We start from the raw sequence: 22742 nt of genomic DNA, 5'->3' as shown, positions 1-22742 counted from the left end.
AGAGCAGGCCGGGCGATGGCGTTTGTTCTTGCAGCTTGAAGCTTGCAGCTCAAAGGTTGGCAACCCGGCCCCAGCAACGGATAATGCCCAGTTTTTCCACCTGCGCACCCAGGCGCTCCACCGCGCTAGCGGTCGAAAAGAGATCCCCATGAAAGACACCATTCGCCAGCTGATCCAGCAAGCCCTCACCCAACTCGTCACCGACGGTGTGCTGCCTGAAGGGCTGTCGCCGGCGATCCAGGTGGAAAACGCCCGGGACAAGACCCACGGCGACTTCGCCAGCAACATCGCAATGATGCTGGCCAAGCCGGCTGGCATGAAGCCGCGCGACCTCGCCGAAAAGCTGATTGCAGCCCTGCCGGCCAGTGCCGACATCAGCAAGGTCGAGATCGCAGGCCCAGGCTTTCTGAACTTCTTCCAGAACACCGACGCCCTGGCCAACCGCCTGGACGCCGCCCTTGCCGATGCGCACCTGGGTGCGCGCAAGGCTGGCCCTGCGCAGAAGGTGGTGATCGACATGTCGGCACCGAACCTGGCCAAAGAGATGCACGTCGGCCACTTGCGCTCCACCATCATCGGTGACAGCGTCGCCCGCGTGCTGGAGTTCCTGGGTGACCAGGTCATCCGCCAGAACCACGTGGGCGACTGGGGTACTCAGTTCGGCATGCTGCTGGCCTATCTGGAAGAAAACCCGATCACCAGCGACGAGCTGTCCGACCTGGAGAACTTCTACCGCGCCGCCAAGAAGCGCTTCGACGAGTCCGAAGAATTCGCCACCCGCGCTCGCGGCCTGGTGGTCAAGCTGCAGGCCGGCGACCCTGAGTGCATGGCGCTGTGGACGCGCTTCAAGGACATTTCGCTGTCGCACTGCCAGAAAACCTACGAGCTGCTCAACGTCAAACTGACTATGGCCGACGTGATGGGCGAAAGCGCCTATAACGCCGACCTCGCCAACGTGGTTGCCGACCTCAAGGCCAAAGGCCTGCTGGTCGAGGACCAAGGCGCCCAGTGCGTGTTCCTCGAAGAGTTCAAGAACAGCGAAGGCGAGCCGCTGCCCGTGATCGTGCAGAAGGCCGACGGCGGCTACCTGTACGCCACCACCGACCTGGCTGCCGTGCGCTACCGCAGCAATGTGCTCAAGGCCGACCGCGCGCTGTACTTCGTCGACCAGCGCCAGGCACTGCACTTCAACCAGGTGTTCGAAGTGGCGCGCCGCGCCGGTTTCGTCGGCCACCCGATGCAAATGGAACACATGGGCTTCGGCACCATGAACGGCGCCGATGGCCGCCCGTTCAAGACCCGTGACGGCGGCACCGTGAAGCTGATCGACCTGCTCACCGAGGCCAAGGAACGTGCCTACGCACTGGTCAAGGAGAAAAACCCGAGCCTGGCCGAGGACGAATTGCGCCACATCGGTGAAGTGGTCGGTATCGGCGCGGTGAAATACGCAGACCTGTCCAAGCACCGCACCAGCGACTACAGCTTCAACTTTGAGCTGATGCTCAACTTCGAAGGCAACACCGCGCCCTACCTGCTGTACGCCTACACCCGCGTGGCCGGCGTGTTCCGCAAGCTGGGCAAGGGCTTCGACGAGGTGGAAGGCCGCATCGTCCTGCAGGCTGCACACGAGCAGGACCTGGCTGCACGCCTGGCGCAATTCGGCGAGATCCTCAACAACGTCGCGGACAAGGGCACCCCGCACGTGTTGTGCACCTACCTGTACGACCTGGCTGGCCTGTTCTCCAGCTTCTACGAGAATTGCCCGATCCTCGCCGCCGAAACCCCCGAGCAACAGCAGAGCCGCCTGCGCCTGGCAGCCCTGACGGGTCGCACCCTCAAGCAAGGTCTGGAACTGCTCGGCCTGGAAACCCTGGAGCGCATGTAAGTTGGCTGCCAAGAAAAAACCAGCTCCCAAGCGCGGTGCAAGCCGCACCCAGGCACCGGCCAAACAGCCGATCCCCGGCTGGATATGGCTGGCAGTCGGCCTGACGGTCGGCGCCTTCATCGTCTTCCTGATGAAGCTCGAGCCTGGCGGTGGCGATATCAAGCGCGCCAAGCCCGAGCAGCAGAAGCCCGAGAAAGTTGCCGAGGCGGGCAAATCAACCGCGGCCGCTACGCAGCAGCCGGTAAAGCCCAAGTATGACTTCTACACCCTGCTGCCCGAGTCGGAAGTGATCGTGCCGCCAGAAGCCGTGCCTGAGAAGACGCCGCCTGTCCCAGCCCAGCCAGTCACCCCGGTCACACCTGCCGAAGCGGCGAAAATCGATACCGCGCGCGCCCAGGCTGCACTGTTGGGCCAGACGCCACCCCCGGCTCCGCCAGTGATCAAACCTGCGGCCACCACGCAGTACTTCCTTCAGGCCGGCTCGTTCCGCAAACAGGCCGACGCCGACAAGGTGCGGGCGCAGATCATCCTGTTGGGCCAGACGGTGAAGGTGGAGTCGGGCACGGTCAAGGATGAAACCTGGTACCGCGTGCTGGTCGGCCCATACAGCAACCGTGAGCAGTTGACCGGTGCGCAGAAGCAACTGGCCGGAGCGGGGTTCAGTAACCTGCTACTGCAGCAGCGCCAGACCCGCCAGTAACGAAAAAGGCCTTGTCGCTCAGCGTGACAAGGCCTTTTTTGTGCTCAACGGCGTTCAGCGTTGGCTTGGGAAACCTGGCTGTTCAGCGTCCAGAAGTCATACAGCACACCCACCAGGAACAGGCCACCGGTGAAGAAGTAGATGATCGCGGTGATCCACTTGCCCTGGTACAGGCGATGCACGCCAAAAATGCCGAGGAAGGTCAGCAGTACCCAGGCAATGTTGTAGTCGATGCGCCCAGACTGAAAACGCAAGTCAGCCTCGCGGTCCATCGACGGGATCAGGAACAGGTCGATCAGCCAGCCTATGCCAAGCAGGCCCAGGGTGAAGAACCAGATTGTTCCGGTGATCGGCTTGCCGTAGTAGAAACGATGCGAGCCCGTGAAGCCGAAAATCCACAACAAATAGCCGATGACCTTGCTATGGGTGTCGTGGAACGGCGCCCCTTGTTCATAACTGTTCATTCATAGCCCCCATGGGTTAGCCGAAAATTTTCTAAAAAAAAATGTGACTTTTGCGTCGCAGGCCGACGTACGGCAGCATGAAAATCGACAAACGGATCAGAAATTGATCAAAAAGCTGTTATAAAGTTGCGCGCCAATACCAAAACCAACACCAAAACTTCACAAGAGCTTCATCTATGCCGCCTTTGTTCAAGACATGGCTGACCCTCTGCCTATTATTGCCCCTGGCCGCCCACGCCACCAACCGTGAGCAACGTCTTCCCAACGGTTTCACCGGCTATACCACCAATGCCACGGTGAAACACGTGCCCAGCAAGCACACCGCCTTGCGTGCACGCGCCAACAACGCTGGCCAGGTGCCAGTGGCTGCCATGTCGCCGAAACAGAGCAGCGACGTGCTCAGCCGCGCCGTGAATGTGCTCGGCACCCCTTATGTTTGGGGCGGCAGCAGCCCTAAAAAAGGCTTCGACTGCAGCGGGCTGGTCAAGTACGCCTTCAATGACGTGGCTGATGTCGACTTGCCGCGCACCTCCAATGCCATGGCAACGGGCCACGGCGTGAAGGTGGCCAAAAGCGATCTCAAGCCTGGCGACCTGATCTTCTTCAACATCAAGAGCCGCCGCGTCAACCACGTAGCCATCTACCTGGGCAACGATCGCTTCATCCATGCACCGCGCCGCGGCAAGCGGGTAAGCATCGACAACCTGAGCAAGCCTTACTGGCAGAAGCACTATGTCGTGGCCAAGCGAGTGTTGCCGAAGGCGCCGCAGCAGTTGGCCCTGGCCAAGCGCTGACCTGGCAAGGCAACCGATGGATTGCTGGGGCCACTGCTACACGGCCCCGATCAACCCTTGGGTCTTCAATCGCTGCAACGCCCCCTCCATCGTCCGCATGCCCTGCGCAGCACCCGCCTGCATCACCGAATTCAATTGCGCCATACGCCCCTCGCGGATCAGGTTACGCACCGCAGGCGTTCCCACCAGCACCTCCCGGGCAGCCACCCGCCCACCCCGCACACACTTGACCAGCACCTGCGCCATAACCATACGCAGCGACTCCGCCAACATCGCTCGCACCAGCGGTTTCTCCTCGGCGGCAAACACCTCCACCAGCCGGTCGACACTGCCAGCAGCCGAGCGCGTATGCACCGTTGCCAGCACCAGGTGCCCGGTCTCCGCAGCCCGCAACGCCAGGCGAATCGTCTCCAGGTCGCGCAATTCGCCTATGACGATCACATCCGGGTCCTGACGCAGCGCGCTGCGCAGCCCTTGGGAAAAGTCGCGGCAATGCCGACCGATTTCTCGCTGATTGATCAGGCTTCGCTGGCTGTTGTGGATAACTTCGACAGGGTCCTCGAGGGTGATGATGTGCAAGGACCGCTGCCGGTTCAGCTGATCGATCAGCGTCGCCAAGGTGCTGGATTTTCCACTGCCGGTAGGCCCGCCGAGTAGAATCAGGCCGTCAGTCCACTGTGCAACAGACCGAAACACATCTTCCAGGTCAAGCTCGTCGAGCGTCGCAATCCGCTTTGGGATCAAGCGAAAGGTGGCCGCCGGGCCATTCAACTGACGGAACAGGTTCAGGCGAAAGCGCCCGAGCGAGGGCAGCTCCAGTGCCAGGTCCTGCTCATCACCTTGCGCCCACTGCTGGCGCCGGCACTCATCGAGCAGCGGCGCCAGGGCATCGGTCAACGCCGCTGGCGTCAAGTTCGGTAGCGCCATGCGCCGCAGCTCACCATCCACGCGCAGCATCGGTATCTCGCCCGCGGCCAGGTGCAGGTCACTCGCCCCTGCATCGCCAGCCCGGGCCAACAGGTCAGTCACGTCCATGAGACTCCCCAACAGCCATCAAGCAGGTAGAATGCCGCTGACTCCTGAGCCAACGGCATCGATCCATGTCCACCATAGCAGACAACCTTTGCGCCCTTGCCGCCCGTATCGATAGCGCAGCCAAGGCCGCTGGACGCGACCCGGCCAGCCTCCAGTTGCTGGCCGTCAGCAAGACCAAACCGGCCAGTGCCATCCGCGAGCTGCATGCCGCAGGTGTATGCGATGTCGGTGAAAACTACCTGCAGGAAGCCCTGGCCAAGCAGGAGGACCTGCGGGACTTGCCCTTGATCTGGCACTTCATCGGCCCCATTCAGTCGAACAAGACCAAAGCAATTGCCGAACATTTCGACTGGGTACACTCCGTGGACCGCCTGAAGATCGCCCAACGCCTGTCTGAACAACGCCCCCCAGGCCTGCCGCCTCTGAATATCTGCCTGCAGGTGAATGTCAGCGGCGAGGACAGCAAATCGGGGTGCGCCCCCGAGGACCTGCCGGCACTGGCCAATGCCGTGGCCGCACTGCCCAACCTGCGCCTGCGCGGGCTGATGGCGATCCCCGAACCCAGCGAGGACCGCGCCGAGCAAGAAGCCGCCTTCGCTAGCCTGCGCCAGCTGCAGGAGGGCCTGAATCTTGGCCTGGACACCCTGTCCATGGGCATGAGCCACGACCTGGAAGCTGCGATCGCGCAGGGTGCGACCTGGGTGCGTATCGGCACCGCCCTGTTCGGCGCCCGCAGCTACGGCCCCGCCTGATTCCATGCTTTACTCACTCTTTCCATCAAGGACCTGACATGAGCAAGACACGTATTGCCTTCATCGGCGCCGGCAACATGGCTGCCAGCCTGATCGGCGGCCTGCGCGCCCAGGGCCTGGACGCCACGCAGATCCGCGCCAGCGATCCAGGCGCCGAAACCCGCACCCGGGTCCAGGCCGAGCACGGTATCGAGGTATTCGAAGACAACGCACAGGCCATCGCCGGGGCTGACGTGATCGTCCTGGCAGTCAAACCGCAGGTGATGAAAACCGTCTGCGAGGCCCTGCAGCCGAACCTGCAGGATGGCCAGCTGATCGTTTCGATTGCCGCCGGCATCACCTGCGCCAGCCTGCAGGCCTGGCTCGGCACCCGCCCGGTAGTGCGCTGCATGCCCAACACGCCGGCCCTGCTGCGCCAAGGCGTAAGCGGGCTGTATGCCACCGCCGAAGTGACCAGCACACAGCACCAGCAGGCCGAGCAGCTGCTATCGGCCGTCGGCACCGCCTTGTGGCTGGAGCATGAACACCAGCTCGATGCCGTTACAGCTGTCTCGGGCAGCGGTCCGGCCTATTTCTTCCTGCTGATCGAAGCCATGACTGCCGCCGGCGAGAAGCTTGGCCTGCCACGCGAAACCGCTACCCAGCTGACCCTGCAGACCGCACTGGGTGCCGCGCACATGGCGGTGGCCAGTGACGTTGACGCCGCCGAGCTGCGTCGCCGGGTCACTTCGCCAGCCGGCACCACAGAGGCCGCAATCAAGTCGTTCCAGAGCAACGGTTTCGAAGCCATCGTCGAGCAGGCACTGGCAGCCGCGGCGCAGCGTTCTGCCGAGCTGGCCGAGCAATTGGGCAAATAAGGAGTATTAGATGAATGCATTGTCGGGCGCCGCGATCTTCGTGGTGCAAACCCTGGTCAGCCTGTATCTGGTGATCGTCCTGCTGCGCTTCGTGCTGCAGCTGGTAAAAGCCAACTTCTACAACCCGCTGTGCCAGTTCGCGGTGCGCGCCACGCAACCGCTGCTCAAACCGATCCGTCGCATCATCCCAAGCGTCGGCGGCCTCGATACCTCGTCTCTGCTGCTGGCGGTGGTGATCCAGGCTCTGCTGATGGGCTTTGTGCTGATGGTGACCTACGGCACCTTCGGTGATGTGCTGCACCTGCTGATGTGGGCGATCATCGGCATCACCTCGCTGTTCCTGAAGATTTTCTGGGTCGCGATGATCGTCATGGTGATCGTGTCCTGGGTCGCGCCGAACAGCCACAATCCTGCGGCCGAGCTGGCCTACCAGATCAGCGAACCCGTGCTGGCGCCGTTCCGCCGGATCGTGCCCAGCCTGGGCGGCATGGACATTTCGCCGATCTTCGCCTTCATCGCGATCCAGGTGCTGCAATCGTTTGTCATGCCGCCGCTGGCAGCCTATGCCGGCATGCCACAGGAACTGTGGCGGATGATCTGAGCCCTGTTGTTCCCGGCGGCAAGCCTTTGCTTGCCGCTGGGGGTAGCGCTCTTTAGACTTACGCCTCCGTCAAGCGTGAGCAGGGTCGATGTCCACTGTCCTTCCCGAAGATTCCGTCGGTCTGGTTACACCGCAAACAGCCCGGTTCGATGAACCGCTGGCCCTGGCCTGTGGCCGTTCTCTGGCCAGCTACGAGCTGGTCTACGAGACCTATGGCACCCTGAACGCCAGCGCAAGCAATGCTGTGCTGATCTGCCATGCCCTCTCTGGCCATCACCACGCGGCCGGCTACCACGCCACCACCGACCGCAAGCCCGGCTGGTGGGACAGCTGCATCGGCCCTGGCAAGCCGATCGACACCAACCGTTTCTTCGTGGTCAGCCTGAACAACCTCGGTGGCTGCAACGGCAGCACCGGCCCCAGCAGCGTCAACCCCGCCACCGGCAAGCCGTATGGCGCCGATTTCCCGGTACTGACCGTTGAAGACTGGGTACACAGCCAGGCACGCCTTGCCGATCGCTTGGGCATCCGGCAGTGGGCGGCCATTGTCGGCGGCAGCCTCGGCGGCATGCAGGCCCTGCAATGGACCATGACCTACCCCGACCGCGTGCGCCACTGCGTCGATATCGCCTCGGCACCAAAGTTGTCGGCCCAGAACATTGCCTTCAACGAAGTGGCGCGCCAGGCCATCCTCACCGACCCCGAATTCCACGGCGGCTCGTTCCAGGACCAGGGCGTGATCCCCAAGCGTGGCCTGATGCTGGCGCGTATGGTCGGGCATATCACCTACCTGTCCGACGACTCGATGGGGGAAAAGTTTGGCCGGGAGCTCAAGAGCGACAAGCTCAATTACGACTTCCACAGCGTCGAATTCCAGGTCGAGAGCTACCTGCGCTATCAGGGCGAAGAGTTCTCTGGCCGCTTCGACGCCAACACCTACCTGCTGATGACCAAGGCGCTGGATTACTTCGACCCGGCGGCGGCCAATGGCGGCGACCTGGCCGCGACCCTGGCCCACGTCACAGCCGACTACTGCATCATGTCGTTCACCACCGACTGGCGTTTCTCGCCGGCCCGTTCGCGCGAGATCGTCGATGCCCTGATGGCGGCACGCAAGAACGTCTGTTATCTGGAGATCGACTCTCCTTACGGGCACGATGCCTTCCTGATCCCCACGCCTCGCTACATGCAGGGTTTCGCGAACTACATGAACCGCATCGCCATCTGAGGACAGCATGAGAGCCGACCTGGAAATCATCCACGACTGGATTCCCGCCGGCAGCCGGGTACTCGACCTGGGCTGCGGCAGTGGCGAGCTGCTGGCTTCGCTGCGTGATCGCAAGCAGGTCACCGGCTACGGCCTGGAGATCGACCCCGACAACATCGCCGCCTGTGTGGCCAAAGGCGTCAACGTCATCGAGCAGGACCTGGACAAGGGCCTGGGCAACTTCGCCAGCAACAGCTTTGACGTAGTGATCATGACCCAGGCCCTGCAGGCCGTGGAGTACCCCGACCGCATCCTCGACGAGATGCTGCGGGTAGGCCGCCAGTGCATCATCACCTTCCCCAACTTCGGCCACTGGCGTTGCCGCTGGTACCTGGCGACCAAAGGCCGCATGCCGGTTTCGGACTTCATGCCGTACACCTGGTACAACACCCCGAACATCCACTTCTGCACCTTTGCCGACTTCGAACAGCTGTGCCATGAGCGCCGCGCCAAGGTCCTGGACCGCCTGGCCGTCGACCACTTGCACCGCAATGGGTGGGGCGGCCGGCTTTGGCCTAATCTGTTAGGGGAAATCGGCATTTACCGCGTCAGTAGCCCCGGCCTGCAGGAGCACCAGCTCGCGGTCTGACGCCCAGCAGAGGAATCGCACCATGCGTCGCCTAGCCCTGTTTCTGATCAGCTTGTGCCTGGCGCTGCCGGTACTGGCTGCCGATGCCGCCAAACCCGAGCGCAAGGAAGTGTTCGGCGACGTGACGGTGCACTACAGCGCCTTCACCTCCAGCATGCTGCAGCCGGACATTGCCGCCGCCACTGGGCTTGTCCGCAGCAAGAATCAGGGGGTGCTCAACATCGCCGTGCTCAAGGCCAGCAAACCCGCCATGGCGGTGGTCAGCGGCACGGTAAAAGACCTCACCGGGCGCAGCAACCCACTGTCGTTCAAGCAGATTACCGATCGAGGCGCGATCTACTACATCGCCCAGTTCAAGATCCAACAGGCCGAGACGCTGACCTTCGACCTGAATGTCGAAACCGGTGGGGTCAGCCATAAACTCAGCTTCAACCAGGAAGTGTTCCCAGGCGAATGATGAATCTCCAGCAACTCGTATTGGCCAGCCACAATGCCGGCAAACTCAAGGAACTTCAGGCCATGCTCGGCCAGACCGTGCAACTGCGCTCGATTGGTGAGTTCAGCCAGGTAGAACCCGAAGAAACCGGCCTGTCGTTCGTCGAGAACGCCATCCTCAAGGCGCGCAATGCTGCACGCATCTCCGGGCTGCCCGCGCTGGCCGACGACTCTGGCCTGGCGGTCGACTTTCTCGGTGGCGCGCCGGGCATCTACTCGGCGCGCTATGCCGACGGCAAGGGCGATGCGGCAAACAACGCCAAGCTGCTCGAAGCACTCAAGGATGTACCGCAAGATCAGCGCGGCGCCCAGTTCGTCTGTGTGCTGGCACTGGTACGCCACGCCGACGATCCACTGCCCATCCTCTGCGAGGGCCTTTGGCATGGGCGCATCATGTTCGAAGCCAGCGGCAATCAAGGCTTTGGCTATGACCCGCTGTTCTGGGTGCCTGAGCGCAACTGCTCGAGCGCCGACCTCGCGCCTGCCGACAAGAACCAGCTCAGCCACCGCGCCCGCGCCATGGCCCTGCTGCGCCAACGTCTGGGCCTGGCATGATCGAATTGTTGTCCACCCAGCCGCGCCAGCCTGGCGTGGCGGGTTTCGCCACGTTGCCACCTTTGGCACTGTACATCCACATTCCGTGGTGCGTGCGCAAATGCCCTTACTGCGACTTCAACTCCCATGCAGCTGGGCCTGAGCTTCCGGAAGAGGCCTATGTCGATGCCCTGCTGACCGACCTAGACCAAGAGCTGCCTGCGGTTCAGGGAAGGCCAATTTCGTCGATCTTCTTCGGCGGCGGCACCCCTAGCCTGTTCAGCGCCAATGCCCTTGGCAGGTTGCTGCGCGGCGTGGAGCAACGCATCCCCTTCGCGCCGGACATTGAAATCACGCTGGAAGCCAACCCAGGGACGTTCGAGCAGGAGAAGTTCAAGGCGTACCGGCAGACGGGCATCAATCGCCTGTCGATTGGCGTGCAAAGCTTCCAGCCGGCCAAACTGCAGGCGCTTGGGCGCATCCACAATGGCGACGAAGCCATTCGCGCAGCGGGCATGGCCCGGGCGGCCGGCTTCGACAACTTCAACATGGACCTGATGCACGGCCTTCCCGATCAGTCACTGGACGATGCGTTGGGCGACCTGCGCCAGGCCATCGACCTGGGGCCAACGCACCTGTCCTGGTACCAGCTGACCGTGGAGCCGAACACGGTATTCTGGAACCAACCACCTGAACTGCCCGAGGACGACATCCTTTGGGACATTCAGGAGGCCGGCCAGGCACTGATGGCGGCGCACGGCTACAAGCAGTATGAGGTTTCGGCCTATGCCCAGGCGGGGCGTGCTGCCAAGCACAACCTCAATTACTGGCGCTTTGGCGATTTTATCGGCATCGGAGCCGGCGCCCACGGCAAGCTGACCTTTACCGACGGCCGTATCCTGCGCACCTGGAAAACCCGCCTGCCCAAGGACTACCTGAACCTGGCCAAGCCGTTCAAAGCCGGCGAAAAGCTGCTGCCGGTGGACGAGCTGCCGTTCGAGTTCCTGATGAACGCGCTGCGCCTGACCGATGGCGTAGAAGCCGAGCTGTTCAGCCAGCGTACCGGCTTGCCACTGGCGCAACTGGCCGAGGCCCGCCGCGCCGCCGAACAAAAAGGCCTTTTGCAGGTCGAACCGGATCGGTTGGTGGCCACGCCACGCGGCCAGTTGTTCCTCAATGACCTGCTGCAGTATTTCTTGACCTAAGGATGACCCATGGATCTGGTACTTGACCTGCTGGCAACGGTTTCCCGCTGGAGCCGTAGCAACCTGTCTGAGATTTCGCTGGCCTTGGTGGGCTGCCTGCTGGTGCTGTTTGGCACCGATATCAAGGGCTGGGTGGAACAACGGCTGGGCGGCCTGGCAGGTGCCCTGCGGGTTCCGTTCATGGCGCTGCTGGTGATGATCGGCAGCGGCGCGGCGCTGATCTATGCCACGCCGTGGGTGGTGAAGGGGCTGAGCCAGTTCAACAACTACGCGTTGGCGCCGGTGCTGTTGGTGGTGCTGGTGTTGATTGGCGTGGTCGCTGATCGGCGGGGGTAAAGCTGACTGACTGGAAGCTGCCCCGCAAAACCAGGGCAGCTCTACCACTCGACTGCCCTTTGCAGGGAGCTACCGAGGCGGTCAGGCGTACCCCCTCGGCCTTGTTTACAAACAAGCCCCGGAGGGCTTGCATAGGCGGCTCAGCGCAACATCGAAAGGCTCAAACAGCCAATCAAGCCACCTTCTCGAATTTCAAATCCCAAACCCCATGCCCCAAGCGCTCACCACGGCGCTCGAACTTGGTGATCGGACGTTCTTCGGGACGCGGCACATAAGCCCCGTCTGCGGCCAGGTTTCGGTACCCCGGCGCCGCGCTCATCACTTCCAGCATGTATTGGGCATACGGCTCCCAGTCAGTGGCCATATGGAATATGCCACCCGGTTTGAGCTTGCGACGCACCAGCTCGGCGAACTCCAACTGCACGATACGACGCTTGTGGTGGCGCGCCTTGTGCCATGGGTCAGGGAAGAACAGCATCAAGCGGTCGAGGCTGTTATCGGCCACACAGCGGTTGAGCACTTCGATGGCGTCGCAATCGTACACCCGCAGGTTCTTCAGGCCCTCGGTCAGCACGCCGTTAAGCAGCGCGCCGACACCCGGGCGGTGCACTTCAACACCGATGAAGTCTTGCTCAGGTGCGGCAGCGGCCATCTCCAAGAGGGAATGGCCCATGCCGAAACCGATCTCCAGGGTGCGTGGCGCCGAACGGCCGAACACCTGGTCATAGTCCACCGGGCTTTCGGCCAGCGGCAGGATATACAGCGGGCCGCCCTGGCCCAGGCCGCGTTGCTGGCCTTCGGTCATGCGCCCGGCGCGCATCACGAAACTCTTGATGCGGCGGTGTGGACGCGCTTCGCCGTCGGTGGTGATCGGCGTATCTTGCGATTCAGTCATCAGTAGCTCTTACTTGATCAGACCATCCAGCGGCGAAGACGCGCTGGCATAGAGTTTCTTCGGCATGCGCCCGGCGAGGTAGGCCATGCGCCCGGCGACGATTGCGTGTTTCATGGCCTCGGCCATCAGCACGGGCTGCTGGGCGTGGGCGATGGCCGAGTTCATCAGCACCGCTTCACAGCCCATTTCCATGGCGATGGTGGCATCGGAGGCGGTACCCACGCCTGCATCGACCAGCACCGGCACCTTGGATTCTTCCAGGATGATCTGCAGGTTGTACGGGTTGCAGATGCCCAGGCCAGTGCCGATAAGGCCGGCCAGCGGCATGACCGCGATGCAGCCTGCTTCGGCCAGTTGACGGGCAATGATCGGGTCATCGCTGGTGTAGACCATCACGTCGAAGCCGTCCTTGACCAGTACTTCGGCGGCCTTGAGGGTTTCGATCACGTTGGGGAACAGGGTCTTCTGGTCTGCCAGGACCTCCAGCTTGACCAGGTTATGGCCGTCGAGCAGTTCACGGGCCAGGCGGCAGGTGCGCACCGCTTCGACGGCGTCATAGCAGCCGGCGGTGTTCGGCAGAATGGTGTAACGGTCCGGTGGCAGCACATCGAGCAGGTTCGGTTCGCCCGGGTTCTGGCCGAGGTTGGTGCGGCGCACGGCGACAGTGACGATTTCGGCGCCCGAGGCCTCGATGGCCAGGCGGGTTTCTTCCATGTCACGGTATTTGCCGGTGCCGACCAGCAGGCGCGACTGGAAAGTGCGCCCGGCCAGGGTAAAGGGCTTGTCGCTACGAACGTTGCTCATCAAAGATCCTCTGGAAAAGGTTGCTGGGCTTGCAGGTGAATCGCCAGGCCGGAATCAGCCGCCGCCAATAGCGTGGACCACTTCGACCTGGTCGCCGTCGTTGAGCTGCGTGCTGTCGTGCAGACTGCGTGGCACGATATCCAGGTTCAATTCCACTGCCACCCGGCGCCCGGTCAGCTCCAGGCGGGTCAGCAGCGCCGCGACGCTTTCGCCAGCGGGCAATTCATAGGGTTCACCGTTCAATTGAATGCGCATGCGCACGGCCACCATTGTGCGTTGGGGGCCAGCATTCTAGCGCCGATCAACGCGTTAACCCAAGGGCGGTGCACGCCATTAGTCGTGATTGTGGACCGCTTGGTCAGCCTAAACGCCATGCTGCCATGCCCAGGCAGACCCAGCCGGCCAGGAAGCACAAGCCGCCGATAGGGGTGATGATGCCAAGCTTGCCCAGCCCACTGAGGGTCAGCAGGTACAGGCTACCGGAGAACAGCACGATGCCCAGGGCGAACAGACCACCGGCCCAGCCAACCAGGCGCCCCGGCAAGTGCGCCGCGAGCAGCGCGACCCCGAAGATTGCCAAGGCATGTACCAGTTGATAGGTCACTCCGGTTTGGAAGATGGCCAGGTAATCTGCGCTCAGGCGGTTTTTCAGCCCATGGGCGGCGAATGCGCCCAGGCCGACACCGGTAAAGCCGAAAAGGGCGGCGAGCATGAGGAAGGTGCGAAGCATGGGACGACTCCTGGGATCGGGTCTGTATAATGGCCCGTTCCACCGGTCCGGCCAAGCCATCGCCATGCTGTCATCCCTACTCCGTCGCCTCGCCCGCGCCCTGTTCTGGTTCGCTGCCGGCAGCATCGTGCTGGTGCTGGTGTTCCGCTGGGTGCCGCCTCCCGGCACGGCATTGATGGTCGAGCGCAAGGTGCAGTCGTGGATCAGTGGCGAGCCGATCGACCTGCAGCGCGACTGGCAGCCGTGGGAAAATATCTCGGATGACCTCAAGGTCGCGGTCATCGCCGGTGAAGACCAGAAGTTCGCCAACCACTGGGGGTTCGACATCCCCGCCATCCAGGCGGCGCTAGCCTATAACGAGCGCGGCGGCAGCATCCGTGGTGCCAGCACCTTGACCCAGCAGGTGGCCAAGAACCTGTTCCTGTGGTCGGGTCGCAGTTGGCTGCGCAAGGGGCTGGAGGCCTGGTTCACGGCGCTGCTGGAACTGTTCTGGTCGAAAGAGCGGATCCTCGAGGTCTACCTGAACAGTGCCGAATGGGGCAAAGGGGTATTTGGTGCCCAGGCTGCGGCGCGCTACCACTTCGGTATCGATGCCAGCCGCCTGAACCGCCAGCAGGCTGCTCAATTGGCTGCGGTGCTGCCCAGCCCCATCAAGTGGAGCGCCAGCCGGCCGAGCGCCTACGTGGCGAGCCGGGCAGGCTGGATTCGCCGGCAAATGAGCCAGCTGGGTGGGCCGAGCTACCTGATGCAGCTGGATGCTTCGCGCAGGCCCTGAATTGATACGCTGACTTTGACTGCCCCTTCCCGAGGCCGGTAAAGCATACGCAAACAAAAAAGCCGCTCACCCTGTCATGGGCCAGCGGCTTTTCAGTGCATCAGGCGCCAATCACGCAGCAATCAACGCCTTCACCTTGTTCATCGCATTCTTTTCCAGCTGGCGAATACGCTCAGCCGAAACGCTGTACTTGTCTGCCAGCTCATGCAATGTGGCTTTCTCTTCAGCCAGCCAGCGCTGGTAGAGAATGTCGCGGCTACGCTCGTCCAGGCCCTGCAAGGCTTCATGCAGGTTGCTGGTGGAGTTGTCGCTCCAGTCAGCGTCCTCAAGCTGCACAGCCGGGTCGTAGCGATGGTCTTCCAGGTAATGTGCAGGCGACTGGAAGGCGCTGTCGTCGTCCGCCTCTGCTGCCGGGTCGAAGGCCATGTCCTGGCCACTCAGACGGCTTTCCATCTCACGCACTTCACGCGGCTCGACGCCGAGGCTTTCAGCCACGCGGTGCACTTCATCGTTGTTCAACCAGGCCAGACGCTTCTTCTGGCTGCGCAGGTTGAAGAACAGCTTGCGCTGGGCCTTGGTGGTAGCCACCTTGACGATGCGCCAGTTGCGCAGGATGAATTCGTGGATTTCAGCCTTGATCCAGTGCACGGCGAACGACACCAGGCGCACACCCATTTCCGGGTTGAAGCGCTTGACCGCCTTCATCAGGCCGACGTTGCCTTCCTGAATGAGGTCGGCCTGGGCCAACCCGTAGCCAGCATAGCTGCGGGCGATATGTACGACGAAGCGCAGGTGGGCCATCACCATTTGCCGAGCGGCCTCAAGATCCTGCTCATAATAGAGACGCTCGGCCAGATCACGCTCCTGCTCGACAGTCAGCAGCGGGATGCTGTTGACCGTGTGCACGTAGGCTTCCAGGTTTGCACCGGGAACCAGGGCATAGGCAGGTTGCAACGATGTGGTCATTCAAGAACCTCCGACTTACCAGACTCGTGCCTTGTGAGCACTGCCAACATAGACCTGGAACCAAGGTGCAAGTTCCAAAAATGAAAAATTGTCAATGCTGGCTCAGAAAACTATCGCGGGGCCAACTCGTTCAAATGCCGAGCCACCGCAATCCATGCACCGATATACCCCAACAGTACCGCCCCGATCAAGAGCGACAGACCATCGGATGCTGGCACACCGCCCAGGGAGAAGTCGCTGCCGTAGAGCCCGGACAGCCCTACCACGGCCTCGTTCAGCCAGTTGAGGCCGAACGCGAGGATACCCCAGGCCAGCAGACCCGCACCCAGGCCGTACAACGCGCCCATGTACAGGAAAGGCCGACGGACGTAGCTGTCGGTGCCGCCTACCAGCTTGATGACTTCGATCTCGGTACGGCGGTTTTCAATATGTAGACGAATTGTGTTACCGATTACTAACAGCAAGGCAGAAATAAGCATCACCGCCAGGCCGAAGACGAACCGGTCGCCCAGCTTGAGGATCGCCGCCAGGCGCTCCACCCACACCAGGTCGAGTTGTGCATTTTCCACCCGCGGCAGCTCGGCCAGACGTTGCCGCAGCGCCTCCAGAGCCGGCTTGTCGACTTCGGTCGGGGTCACCACCACGACACCAGGCAGCGGGTTGTCGGGCAGTTCACGCAGGGCTTCACCCAACCCGGACTGCTGCTGGAACTCTTCCAGCGCCTGCGCTGGGCTGATGTACAAGGCATCGGCCACCCCAGGCATGCCTTTGATCTCTTGGCCCAGGGCCTCGCCCTCCTTGCTGCCCGCGTCGAGCTTCAGGTACAGGGAAATCTGCGCGGCGCGCTGCCAGGAGCCCCCCAGCTTCTCGACGTTCTTCAACAGCAGCGAAAGGCCCATGGGCATGCTCAGCGCCACCGCCATCACCAGGCAGGTGAAGAAGCTGCCGATCGGCTGCTTGCCCAGGCGACGCAGGCTGTCGGCCAGGCTGGCACGGTGGCTGTCCAGCCAGGCGTGCAACAGCGTGCGGAAGTCCGGGCCGTCATCATCATGCTCGCCGCGCTTTTTCCGGGTATCCGCGTCGGCGGCCTTTGGGGCGACCCGTTCGGAAACCTTGGGTGTACGTGTAGTGCTCATTGCCCGGCCTCCCCATCGCCGATCAGACGGCCGCGCTGCAAGGTCAGCATGCGGTGGCGCATGCGCGCAATCAGTGCCAGGTCATGGCTGGCGATCAACACCGTGGTACCCAGCCGATTGATGTCCTCGAACACCCCCATGATCTCTGCGGCAAGGCGCGGGTCGAGGTTACCGGTGGGTTCGTCGGCCAGCAGCAAGGCGGGCTGGTGGACGATCGCACGAGCGATACCGACCCGCTGCTGCTGGCCGGTGGACAGGTCGGCCGGGAACAGCTCACCCTTGTCGACCAGCGACACACGCTCCAGCGCCGAATCCACGCGTTTGGCGATCTCTGCCTTGGACAGGCCGAGAATCTGCAGCGGCAGGGCGATGTTGTTGAAAACGGTGCGGTCGAACAGCAACTGGTGGTTCTGGAACACCACCCCGATCTGCCGACGCAGGAACGGGATCTGCGCGTTGCTGATCTGGCCCAGGTCCTGCCCTGCCAGCATCAACTTGCCGCTGGTGGGGCGTTCCATGGCCAGCAGCAGGCGCAGCAAGGTGCTCTTGCCGGCCCCGGAATGGCCGGTGACGAACAGGAATTCGCCCCGGCGCGCCCGGAAACTCAGCTCATGCAAGCCAACATGGCCGTTGGGGTAGCGCTTGGCAACCTGTTCGAATCGGATCATGGGTGCTCTCGCTCGGCAAACAGAGCCTTGACGAACGGCTCGGCTTCGAAGGTGCGCAGGTCGTCGATACCTTCACCCACGCCGATGAAGCGGATCGGAATGTTGAACTGCTTGGCAAGGGCGAAGATCACGCCACCCTTGGCGGTGCCGTCCAGCTTGGTCAGGGCCAGGCCAGTCAGCTCGACGCTCTGGTTGAAGTATTTGGCCTGGCTGATGGCGTTCTGGCCAGTACCGGCATCGAGCACCAGCAGCACCTCATGCGGCGCCTCGGCGTCAAGCTTGCCGATGACCCGGCGAACCTTTTTCAGCTCTTCCATCAGGTTGTCTTTGGTGTGCAGACGGCCGGCGGTATCGGCGATCAGCACATCGACGCCACGGGCCTTGGCGGCCTGCACGGCATCGAAGATCACCGACGCGGAGTCGGCACCGGTGTGCTGGGCGATCACCGGGATCTGGTTGCGCTCGCCCCAGACCTGCAACTGCTCGACGGCGGCAGCACGGAAGGTATCACCCGCGGCCAGCATGACCTTCTTGCCCTCGAGTTGCAGCTTCTTGGCCAGCTTGCCGATAGTGGTGGTCTTGCCGGCGCCGTTGACGCCTACCACGAGGATCACATAGGGCTTGTTCTGCGCCTGGATCTTCAGCGGCTGCTCGACCGGGCGCAGCAGCGCGGCCAGTTCTTCCTGCAGAGACTTGTACAGGGCATCGGCATCGGCCAACTGTTTGCGCGCAACCTTCTGGGTCAGGTTCTGAACGATGGTCGAGGTCGCCTCCACGCCAACGTCGGCGGTCAGCAAGCGTGTTTCGATCTCGTCGAGCAGGTCGTCATCAATGACCTTCTTGCCCAGGAACAGGCTGGCCATGCCTTCGCCGATGCTGGCGCTGGTCTTCGACAGGCCCTGCTTGAGGCGAGCGAAGAAGCCGGGTTTGGCAGGGTCGGCAACGGCTGGGGTGACGGCCGCGACGGCCGGTTCGGGGGCAGGGCGCTCAGGAATCGCTGGCGGGGTTTTTGGCTCAAGGTCTGGAACCAGGGCGACCGGCTCTTCGGCAACGGGCAGGACCAGGTTGCTGACCGGAGCTTCGGGGGCTGCTGCGACTGGAACCGGGCTCTCGAGCTGCGCAGCAGCGGGCTCAGCACTCGCAGGCAACTCCGCCCTCACAGGGGCCGGGACAGGCTCGGGAACCGGCACTGGCTCAGGGGCTGGAGCAGGCTCAGGGGCCGGTGCAACCTCAGGAGCCGGAGCGACCTCCGGGGCCGGTGCGACCTCTGGGGCCGGAGCAGGCTCAACGACAGGCGCAGGCTGGGGGGCCAGTACCGGCTCAGCGGGACGTACCGGCTCAACGGCAGGCGGGGGCGCTTCGGCAACCACCGGCTCGGCCGCAGCCGCTTCAGGCTGCTCGGCGGCAGGCGGCGGCGATACCGGCTCTACTGCGTGAGCATCAGGGGCTTGTGGCTGTTCGGCGACAGGTTGCTGCGGCTTCTTGCGAAACCAGCTGAACAGGCCTTTTTTCTCGCCAGCCTCGGCCGGCGCTTTTTTGTCGTCGTTGGAACCAAACATGGAAGACGGCTATCTCAGGGTAGCGATGGGCCAGCAGCGGCTCATCTGGAATTCTCTAAACGCAGAACAGACTGTTTTGAAGCCGGCTGGTTCATGCGCAATGTTTTGTCTTAATGGACCTGCAGGCCAGAACGGCGACAGGCATGGTCGCCAGGCAACCGGATCAGTATCCTAGCACCTCCTGGCCCGCCGACGCTAAACCCTGCGGGCCGCCGAACAGGTTAAACACCTTATGAATGCTCTAGCCCGCCGCGCCGCTGGCCTGTTGCTCAGCACGCTCTGCCTGCCGCTCGCAGCCTTTGCCGCCGATGTGCAACCCACCCACGAATTCATCCTCGACAACGGCCTGAAAGTGGTCGTACGCGAGGACCACCGCGCGCCAGTGGTGGTTTCGCAGATCTGGTACAAGGTCGGCTCCAGCTATGAGACACCCGGCCAGACCGGGCTGTCCCACGCTCTGGAACACATGATGTTCAAGGGCAGCGCCAAGGTCGGCCCCGGCGAAGCTTCGCGCATCCTGCGCGACCTGGGCGCGGAAGAGAACGCCTTTACCAGCGACGACTACACCGCCTACTACCAGGTTCTGGCCCGCGACCGCCTGCCGGTGGCTCTGGAGCTGGAGGCCGACCGGCTGGCCAGCCTGCGCCTGCCGGCCGATGAGTTCAGCCGCGAAATTGAGGTGATCAAGGAAGAGCGCCGCCTGCGCACCGACGATCAGCCAAGCGCCAAGGCTTTCGAGCTGTTCCGCGCCATGGCCTACCCGGCCAGCGGCTACCACACCCCGACCATCGGCTGGATGGCCGACCTCGAACGCATGAAAGTCGAGGAGCTGCGCCACTGGTACGAGTCCTGGTACGCGCCGAACAACGCCACCCTGGTGGTGGTCGGCGATGTTACCGCCGCCGAGGTCAAAGGCCTGGCGCAGAAGTACTTCGCCAGTATCCCCAAGCGCGCCGTGCCGCCGGCCAAGCTGCCGCTGGAGCTGGCCGAGCCAGGCCGGCGCCAGCTGACCCTGCACGTGCGCACCCAACTGCCAAGCCTGATCTACGGCTTCAACGTACCGGGCCTTGCCACCGCCAAGGACCCGCGCACCGCGCACGCCCTGCGGCTGATCTCGGCCTTGCTCGACGGCGGCTACAGCGCCCGCCTGCCGGCGCGCCTGGAGCGTGGCCAGGAACTGGTGGCCGGCGCCTCGTCCAGCTACAACGCCTTTACCCGCGGCGACAGCCTGTTCATGATCTCGGCTACCCCTAACGTACAGAAGCAGAAGACGCTCGCCGATGTCGAGAAAGGCGTCTGGCAGTTGCTCGATGAGCTCAAGACCACCCCGCCGAGCGCCGAGGAACTGGAACGTGTACGCGCCCAGGTGATCGCCGGCCTGGTCTACGACCGCGACTCCATCAGCAGCCAGGCCACCACCATTGGCCAGCTAGAGACGGTCGGCCTGTCCTGGAAACTGATCGACAGCGAACTGGACGAACTCAAGCGCGTGACCCCCGAAGACATCCAGGCCGCCGCACGCACCTATTTCACCCGCGAACGCCTGAGCGTTGCCCATGTACTGCCTGAGGAGTCCGCTCATGAGTGATTGCAGCGCACCACGCTACACCCTGATCGGCACGGGCATCATCGCACTGGTGGTGGCGATGACCTGCGTCCTGGCTCGCCCTGCCCACGCCGAAACCGACAGCACCGCGGCCCGCCCCGCCAATACCCTGCAGTCGCTGGCCGAGCTGGACGGCAAGGCCCCCAGCCGGCGCCAGCTGAACATCCAGAACTGGACCACTGCCGAAGGTGCACGCGTACTGTTCGTCGAGGCCCGCGAGCTGCCGATGTTCGATTTGCGCGTGACCTTCGCCGCCGGCAGCAGCCAGGACGGCAACACGCCGGGCCTGGCCACCCTGACCAATGCCATGCTCAACGAAGGCGTTGCCGGCAAGGATGTGACCGCCATCGCCGAAGGCTTCGAAGGGCTCGGCGCAGACTTCGGCAACGGTTCCTACCGCGACATGGCGGTGGCCTCGCTGCGCAGCCTGAGTGTGAAGGACAAGCGCGAGCCGGCCCTGAAGCTGTTCGCTGAAGTAACCGGCAAGCCGACCTTCCCGGAGGACGCACTCAAACGAATCAAGAACCAGCTGCTGGCCGGTTTCGAATACGAGAAGCAGAACCCCGGCAAGATCGCCGGCAAGGCGTTGTTCGGCAAACTTTACGGCGACCACCCTTACGCCCATCCAAGCGACGGCAGCGCTGAAAGCATCCCGGGCATCACCCTGGAACAGCTGCGCGCATTCCACGCCAAAGCCTATGCAGCGGGCAACGCGGTAATCGCACTGGTCGGCGACCTCAGCCGCGAAGAGGCCGAGGCGATTGCCGCCCAGGTCTCCGCCGCCCTGCCCAAAGGCCCGGCACTGGCCAAGCCTGCGCAACCCGTCGAGCCCAAGGCAGGCACCACCCACATCGACTTCCCGTCCAAGCAGACCCACCTGATGCTGGCCGAGCTGGGCATCGACCGCCAGGACCCGGACTGGCCAGCCCTGTCGCTGGGCAACCAGATTCTCGGTGGCGGCGCCTTCGGTACCCGCCTGATGAGCGAAGTGCGGGAAAAACGCGGCCTGACCTACGGCGTATACTCGGTATTCAGCCCGATGCAGGTGCGCGGCCCGTTCATGATCAACCTGCAAACCCGTGCCGAACTCAGCGAGGGCACACTCAAGCTGGTGCAGGGTATCCTTGCCGACTACCTCAAGAGCGGCCCGACCCAGCAGGAACTGGACGACGCCAAGCGCGAACTGGCCGGCAGCTTCCCGCTGTCGAACGCCAGCAATGCGAGCATCGTCGGCCAATTGGGCGCCATCGGCTTCTACAACCTGCCATTGACCTGGCTGGAAGACTTCATGCAGCAGTCCCAAGCGCTGACCGTCGAGCAGGTCAAGGCAGCCATGAACAAGCATTTGGCAGCCGACAAACTGGTGATCGTCACCGTCGGCCCGAGCGTGCCGCAAAAGCCGCTGCCAGCCCCTACTGACAAACCCGCCGAGCAGCCTCTCGGCGTACCGGAGCACTAATGCCTAGATCCACCTCTCCCGCCCGACCTCAGCAGGGCCAAAGCAAGGGACAGGGCCACCTGCGCATCATCGCTGGCGAGTGGCGCAGCCGCCGCCTGGCGGTGCCTGAAGGCGAAGGCCTGCGGCCGACCACCGACCGTGTGCGCGAAACCCTGTTCAACTGGCTGGCGCCCTACATCGAAGGCGCCCGGGTGCTGGATGCCTTTACCGGCAGTGGCGCCCTGGTGCTCGAAGCGTTGTCACGCGGTGCTGCAGATGCCGTAGCACTGGACAGCAACGCGGCGGCTATCAACAACCTGAAGAACAACCTGGAGATCCTGCGCTGCCCGCGCGGGCAAATCCTCCAGACCGACGCCCAGCGCTACTTGCAAGCCCCGGCCAAGCAACAGTTCGACGTCGTGTTTCTCGATCCGCCGTTCCACCAGGACCTGCTGGCCAACACCTGCAACCTGCTGGAGCAGAACCAGTGGCTGCGCGAGCAGGCGTGGATCTACACCGAGAGCGAAGCCGCCCCCTCTACCCTGCAAATGCCAGGCAACTGGCGCCTGCACCGCGAAAAAAAGACCGGCCAGGTGCATTACGCGCTGTGGCAGCGCGCCTGAACGCAGGCCCTAACTATATAGCGCAGGC

General features: G+C 63.1%; 26 protein-coding genes. 16 read left to right on the top strand and 10 right to left on the bottom strand.

The genetic code is table 11. The features are described from left to right. Nucleotides 1-148: 148 nt before the first annotated feature. Both argS and JOE27_RS18280 read left to right on the top strand, forming a co-directional pair. Nucleotides 149-1885 (top strand): arginine--tRNA ligase, encoded by a 1737-nt coding sequence (argS, locus tag JOE27_RS18285; protein WP_115273369.1) that lies wholly within the window; start codon nt 149-151, stop codon nt 1883-1885. Between the two features lies 1 nt (nt 1886). Beyond that, nucleotides 1887-2585, top strand: coding sequence for an SPOR domain-containing protein (locus JOE27_RS18280; RefSeq protein ID WP_046787045.1), 699 nt, complete (start codon nt 1887-1889; stop codon nt 2583-2585). A gap of 44 nt (nt 2586-2629) precedes the next feature. Here JOE27_RS18280 and JOE27_RS18275 read toward each other — a convergent pair whose 3' ends face one another. Then, the gene (locus JOE27_RS18275; RefSeq protein WP_039602507.1) at nt 2630-3049 is read right to left on the bottom strand and encodes a TM2 domain-containing protein; all 420 of its coding nucleotides are present in this window, start codon (nt 3047-3049) and stop codon (nt 2630-2632) included. 176 nt (nt 3050-3225) lie between these two features. Here JOE27_RS18275 and JOE27_RS18270 point away from each other — a divergent pair, with 176 nt between their 5' ends. After that, a complete protein-coding gene (locus JOE27_RS18270; RefSeq protein ID WP_204919411.1) occupies nt 3226-3843 on the top strand; it encodes a C40 family peptidase in 618 nt (205 codons plus the stop codon). A gap of 36 nt (nt 3844-3879) precedes the next feature. Here JOE27_RS18270 and JOE27_RS18265 read toward each other — a convergent pair whose 3' ends face one another. After that, nucleotides 3880-4878, bottom strand: coding sequence for a PilT/PilU family type 4a pilus ATPase (locus JOE27_RS18265; protein WP_115273368.1), 999 nt, complete (start codon nt 4876-4878; stop codon nt 3880-3882). A gap of 65 nt (nt 4879-4943) precedes the next feature. On the opposite strand from JOE27_RS18265, the gene JOE27_RS18260 reads away from it, so the two are divergent. The 9 genes from JOE27_RS18260 to JOE27_RS18220 all read left to right on the top strand — a co-directional run bounded on the left by JOE27_RS18260 (nt 4944) and on the right by JOE27_RS18220 (nt 11514). After that, nucleotides 4944-5630 (top strand): YggS family pyridoxal phosphate-dependent enzyme, encoded by a 687-nt coding sequence (locus tag JOE27_RS18260; RefSeq protein WP_046787042.1) that lies wholly within the window; start codon nt 4944-4946, stop codon nt 5628-5630. A gap of 38 nt (nt 5631-5668) precedes the next feature. After that, the gene (gene proC / locus JOE27_RS18255) at nt 5669-6487 is read left to right on the top strand and encodes a pyrroline-5-carboxylate reductase (protein WP_174141017.1); all 819 of its coding nucleotides are present in this window, start codon (nt 5669-5671) and stop codon (nt 6485-6487) included. A gap of 10 nt (nt 6488-6497) precedes the next feature. Continuing rightward, nucleotides 6498-7088: a YggT family protein gene (locus tag JOE27_RS18250; protein ID WP_046787040.1), complete on the top strand. Its 591-nt coding sequence runs from the start codon at nt 6498-6500 to the stop codon at nt 7086-7088. A gap of 88 nt (nt 7089-7176) precedes the next feature. Then, complete coding sequence (locus JOE27_RS18245; RefSeq protein ID WP_046787039.1) at nt 7177-8316, top strand: homoserine O-acetyltransferase; 1140 nt, start codon at nt 7177-7179, stop codon at nt 8314-8316. A gap of 7 nt (nt 8317-8323) precedes the next feature. Next, nucleotides 8324-8944 (top strand): methionine biosynthesis protein MetW, encoded by a 621-nt coding sequence (metW, locus tag JOE27_RS18240; RefSeq protein ID WP_012312310.1) that lies wholly within the window; start codon nt 8324-8326, stop codon nt 8942-8944. A gap of 22 nt (nt 8945-8966) precedes the next feature. Beyond that, the gene (locus JOE27_RS18235; protein ID WP_046787038.1) at nt 8967-9401 is read left to right on the top strand and encodes a DUF4426 domain-containing protein; all 435 of its coding nucleotides are present in this window, start codon (nt 8967-8969) and stop codon (nt 9399-9401) included. After that, nucleotides 9398-9994, top strand: coding sequence for an RdgB/HAM1 family non-canonical purine NTP pyrophosphatase (rdgB, locus tag JOE27_RS18230; RefSeq protein WP_174141019.1), 597 nt, complete (start codon nt 9398-9400; stop codon nt 9992-9994). The genes JOE27_RS18235 and rdgB overlap by 4 nt, the downstream gene beginning before the upstream one ends. Further along, nucleotides 9991-11178, top strand: coding sequence for a radical SAM family heme chaperone HemW (gene hemW, locus JOE27_RS18225; RefSeq protein WP_115273365.1), 1188 nt, complete (start codon nt 9991-9993; stop codon nt 11176-11178). The genes rdgB and hemW overlap by 4 nt, the downstream gene beginning before the upstream one ends. A 9-nt stretch (nt 11179-11187) precedes the next feature. Then, nucleotides 11188-11514: a DUF3392 domain-containing protein gene (locus JOE27_RS18220; RefSeq protein ID WP_003257821.1), complete on the top strand. Its 327-nt coding sequence runs from the start codon at nt 11188-11190 to the stop codon at nt 11512-11514. A 172-nt stretch (nt 11515-11686) separates the two neighbouring features. Here the strand turns inward: JOE27_RS18220 and trmB are convergent, their stop codons facing one another. From trmB to JOE27_RS18200, 4 genes are all read right to left on the bottom strand, one after another. Then, entirely contained in the window at nt 11687-12409 is a 723-nt protein-coding gene (gene trmB / locus JOE27_RS18215) for a tRNA (guanosine(46)-N7)-methyltransferase TrmB (RefSeq protein ID WP_204919409.1), read from the bottom strand. Between the two features lie 9 nt (nt 12410-12418). Next, nucleotides 12419-13213, bottom strand: a complete 795-nt coding sequence (locus tag JOE27_RS18210; protein WP_008092966.1) for a thiazole synthase — start codon at nt 13211-13213, stop codon at nt 12419-12421. 54 nt (nt 13214-13267) lie between these two features. Further along, on the bottom strand, nt 13268-13468 hold the full coding sequence (gene thiS / locus JOE27_RS18205; protein ID WP_033702586.1) for a sulfur carrier protein ThiS: 201 nt from the start codon (nt 13466-13468) through the stop codon (nt 13268-13270). A gap of 103 nt (nt 13469-13571) precedes the next feature. After that, complete coding sequence (locus JOE27_RS18200; RefSeq protein WP_115273363.1) at nt 13572-13943, bottom strand: DUF423 domain-containing protein; 372 nt, start codon at nt 13941-13943, stop codon at nt 13572-13574. A 64-nt stretch (nt 13944-14007) separates the two neighbouring features. Between JOE27_RS18200 and mtgA the strand changes: the two genes are divergently transcribed. Beyond that, nucleotides 14008-14718 (top strand): monofunctional biosynthetic peptidoglycan transglycosylase, encoded by a 711-nt coding sequence (gene mtgA / locus JOE27_RS18195; protein WP_115273362.1) that lies wholly within the window; start codon nt 14008-14010, stop codon nt 14716-14718. 111 nt (nt 14719-14829) lie between these two features. Here mtgA and rpoH read toward each other — a convergent pair whose 3' ends face one another. The 4 genes from rpoH to ftsY form a co-directional block, all read right to left on the bottom strand. Beyond that, the gene (rpoH, locus tag JOE27_RS18190; RefSeq protein WP_012312302.1) at nt 14830-15684 is read right to left on the bottom strand and encodes an RNA polymerase sigma factor RpoH; all 855 of its coding nucleotides are present in this window, start codon (nt 15682-15684) and stop codon (nt 14830-14832) included. Between the two features lie 110 nt (nt 15685-15794). Then, a complete protein-coding gene (ftsX, locus tag JOE27_RS18185) occupies nt 15795-16820 on the bottom strand; it encodes a permease-like cell division protein FtsX (RefSeq protein WP_046787033.1) in 1026 nt (341 codons plus the stop codon). After that, on the bottom strand, nt 16817-17488 hold the full coding sequence (gene ftsE / locus JOE27_RS18180) for a cell division ATP-binding protein FtsE (RefSeq protein WP_039601211.1): 672 nt from the start codon (nt 17486-17488) through the stop codon (nt 16817-16819). The genes ftsX and ftsE overlap by 4 nt, the downstream gene beginning before the upstream one ends. Next, on the bottom strand, nt 17485-19047 hold the full coding sequence (gene ftsY / locus JOE27_RS18175; protein WP_204919406.1) for a signal recognition particle-docking protein FtsY: 1563 nt from the start codon (nt 19045-19047) through the stop codon (nt 17485-17487). Before ftsY ends, ftsE begins: the two co-directional genes overlap by 4 nt. 232 nt (nt 19048-19279) lie before the next feature. On the opposite strand from ftsY, the gene JOE27_RS18170 reads away from it, so the two are divergent. From JOE27_RS18170 to rsmD, 3 genes are read left to right on the top strand one after another with little or no spacing between them, the layout of a single operon-like run. Further along, complete coding sequence (locus tag JOE27_RS18170; protein ID WP_177010383.1) at nt 19280-20635, top strand: pitrilysin family protein; 1356 nt, start codon at nt 19280-19282, stop codon at nt 20633-20635. Further along, nucleotides 20628-22112, top strand: coding sequence for a pitrilysin family protein (locus JOE27_RS18165; protein WP_204919404.1), 1485 nt, complete (start codon nt 20628-20630; stop codon nt 22110-22112). The genes JOE27_RS18170 and JOE27_RS18165 overlap by 8 nt, the downstream gene beginning before the upstream one ends. After that, complete coding sequence (gene rsmD / locus JOE27_RS18160) at nt 22112-22714, top strand: 16S rRNA (guanine(966)-N(2))-methyltransferase RsmD (RefSeq protein ID WP_119688122.1); 603 nt, start codon at nt 22112-22114, stop codon at nt 22712-22714. The genes JOE27_RS18165 and rsmD overlap by 1 nt, the downstream gene beginning before the upstream one ends. Nucleotides 22715-22742: the final 28 nt, after the last annotated feature.

The organism is Pseudomonas sp. M5, from assembly GCF_016907075.1.
Lineage (GTDB): Bacteria > Pseudomonadota > Gammaproteobacteria > Pseudomonadales > Pseudomonadaceae > Aquipseudomonas > Aquipseudomonas putida_E.
This window is presented reverse-complemented; position numbering and strand designations above follow the sequence as displayed.